Origin of the sequence: Conyzicola sp. (genome assembly GCF_046714715.1) — a bacterium.
Taxonomy (GTDB): Bacteria; Actinomycetota; Actinomycetes; order Actinomycetales; family Microbacteriaceae; genus Conyzicola.
Map to the genome: position 1 here is coordinate 1 of NZ_JBKKAD010000060.1, position 3342 is coordinate 3342.

At 69.1% G+C, this 3342-nt stretch carries 1 protein-coding gene; it reads left to right on the forward strand.

Features of this window, described 5'->3' with window-relative positions; translation table 11 throughout:
• Window positions 1–3260, forward strand: a 3260-nt coding sequence (locus tag ACLQ6X_RS04685) for an ExeM/NucH family extracellular endonuclease (RefSeq protein WP_411699009.1), incomplete at its 5' end; no start/stop codon positions are given.
• Window positions 3261–3342 lie beyond the last annotated feature (82 nt).

Genomic DNA, 3342 nt, shown 5'->3' on the forward strand with positions numbered 1-3342 from the left:
CCGCGACCGTCGTGCGCAACGGCGACCGCTTCGTCGCCCCCGCGGCCGGAATGATCCTCGGCTGGGGCTTCGACGACTGGCGGCTGCAGCCGCAGCGCCCGCTCAGCGACGCCTCGCCCGCCGAGTACGCCGCCTACGAGCCGACCTGGGAGTCGCTGAACCCGCGCACCGCCGCGCCCGCCGCGGTCGGCGGCGACGTCACCGCCGCCGCGTTCAACGTCTTCAACTACTTCACGACCTTCGGCGGCGACGCGCGCGGCGCATCGAACGCGGCGCAGTTCGCGGTGCAGCAGTCGAAGATCGTCTCGGCCATCAACGCGCTCGACGCCGACGTGGTCGGACTCATGGAGATCGAGAACTCGGTGAAGCTCGGCGAGCCGGCCGACGAAGCCCTCGGCGACCTCGTCAACGCGCTGAACGCAGCGAGCGCACCCGGAACCTGGGCCTTCGTGCCCACCCCGCAGGTGCTGCGCGACGCGGCCACGACCGACTTCATCACCAACGCGATCATCTACAAGCCCGCCGCGGTCACCCCCGTGGGCGACAGCTTCGCCGACAGCGACGAGACCGTGTGGAACATCGCGCGCGAACCGCTCGCCCAGACGTTCGAGACCAACGCCAACGGCCAGATCGTCACCGTCGTCGCCAACCACTTCAAGTCGAAGAGCCGGCCGACCGGCAGCACCGACCCCGAGCCCGCCGACCTGCAGGGATTCTTCAATGCGGAGCGCGTGCAGCAGGCCAAGCGGCTCGTCGCGATGGTCGAGACCGTCAAAGCCGACCCGAGCAAGGGCGAGAACGTTCTGCTCGTCGGAGACTTCAACGCGTACGCCGAGGAAGACCCGATCCAGGAGCTGACCGCGGCCGGCCTCGTCGACCTCGTGCCGGTGAAGACCGACGACGAGTACACCTACACCTTCGACGGTGAGCTCGGATCACTCGACCACGCGTTCGCGACACCGGAGCTCGCGGCATCCGTCACCGGAGTCGACGTCTGGAACATCAACTCGCCCGAATGGAGCGACCGCGGCTACGCCTACGGCGCCACCGAGCCGGGCACGCCCTACCGTTCGAGCGACCACGACCCGATCGTGATCGGCATCAACTCGGCACCGGCCCCCGTTGACATCGACATCGTCGCGGTCGCCGACTTCCACGGCCGCCTCGAAGCGGCCCCGCCGATCGCCGGCGCAGCAGTGCTCGGCGGCATGGTCGACTCGTACCGCGCGGCCAACCCGAACACGACGTTCGTGGGCGGCGGCGACCTCATCGGCGCCTCGACGTTCACCTCGTTCATCCAGAACGACGAGCCGACGATCGACGCGCTCAACGAGATCGGCCTCTCGGCCAGCGCGCTCGGCAACCACGAGTTCGACCAGGGCCGCGCCGACGTCGACGACCGTATCGAGCCGGCCGCCGAGTGGGACTACCTGTCCGCCAACATCTACGACACGACGACGAACGAGCCGGCCTACCAGCAGTACTCGCTGCAGGAGTTCGACGGCGTCACCGTCGGGTTCATCGGCGCCATGACGGAGGAGCTGCCCGACCTGGTCAGCCCCGACGGCATCTCGACGCTCGACGTACGTGAGGTGGTGCCCGAGGTCAACCGCGTGGCCGACCTGCTGAGCGACGGCAACGAGGCGAACGGCGAAGCCGACGCGATCGTGCTGCTCGTACACGAGGGAGCCGCGACCGCAAGTATTGCGAGCTCGACGGATGACTCGGCCTTCGGCCGCATCGTCACCGGGGCGAACGCGAACATCGACGCGATCATGGGCGCCCACACCCACCTCTCCTACGACCACGAGATTCCGATCGCCGGTACCAACACCCTGCGGCCGGTACTCGCCGCGGGCCAGTACGGCGAGAAGTTCGCCCACCTCGACCTGTCGGTCGACCCGGCGAGCGGAGCGATCCTGAGCCTCTCGGCCGAGGTGCTGCCCCTCGCTGGCGCGTTCGCGCCCGACCCGGAGGTCGCCAAGATCGTGGCGGACGCCGTGGCCGTGGCCAACGTCAAGGGTGCGGTGAAGGTCGGCGAGATCAGCGCCGACTTCAACCGGGCACGCCAGACGGGCGCCACCTTCGCCGAGAACCGCGGCGGGGAGTCGACGCTCGGAAACTTCGTCGCCGACGTGCAGCTGTGGGCGACCGCCGACTCGGGTGCCGACATCGCGCTGATGAACCCGGGCGGACTGCGGGCCGACCTGAAGTACGCCTCGAGCGGCAGCGGTGACCCCGCCGGAAACCTCACCTACAAGGAGGCGGCGGGCGTGCAGCCCTTCGCCAACACGCTGGTCACGCTCGACCTCAGCACCGCGCAGCTCAAGTCGGTGCTGGAAGAGCAGTGGCAGCCCGCCGGTGCGAGCCGTCCGTTCCTCAAGCTCGGCACCTCGAAGTCGCTCGAGTACACCTACGACCCGACCGCCGCGGCCGGCGACCGCATCGACGCCATCTACGTGAACGGCGAACTGGCCGGCGCGGGCGACAGCTTCCGGGTCACCGTCAACTCGTTCCTGGCATCGGGCGGCGACAACTTCGGCACCCTGGCGCTCGGCACCAACCGTGCCGACTCGGGCAAGGTCGACCTGCAGAGCATGGTGGAGTACTTCGAGGCCAACCCGGTGGCATCGCCCGACTACGCACAGCGCGCCGTGGGAGTGACCGTGGGAGCGGCTGGCCCGTTCGCCCCGGGCGACCAGGTGACACTCGCTCTCTCGTCGCTGCTGTTCAGCAACGGTGAGCCGAACGCGGGCACGGCGGTCGTCAGCGCCGGCGGGGTCGAACTCGCCCGGGCGCCGATCGACCCGGCGATCGTCGACACCACCGACGAGGTGGGCCGCGCCAGTGTCACGGTCACCATCCCCGCCGACGCGGTGACCGGCGACCTCGTGCTCACCGTCTCCGTTCCCGAAACGGGCACCTCGGTCGACGTGCCGCTCGCGGTGGTCGCAACGCCGCCGCCCGTGGAGAAGAGCCCCACGTCGACGAGCGGTTCGGCGAACAAGCTCGTCGTGTTCGGCAACTCGCCGGTGAAGTACTCGGTCACGGTTCGCGCCGACGGCGTGGTTCCCACCGGAGACGTCGCCATCTACGACGGTGTGAAGCGCATCGCGACCGCAACCCTCGACGCGTCGGGCAAGAAGACGGTGACGCTGCCGAAGCTCTCGCGTGGTCTTCACCTGCTGACGCCCCGCTACGAGGGCAGCGAAACCCTGTCGGGATCGTTCGGCTGGCCGTCGATCGTGCTGGTGTTCTAGCGCGGGAGCCCCAAAAGTCGGCTTAACCGAGCGCGCGGCCGTATCGAGATCTTCGCTGAGTAATGCGAAGGCTCGGTACGGC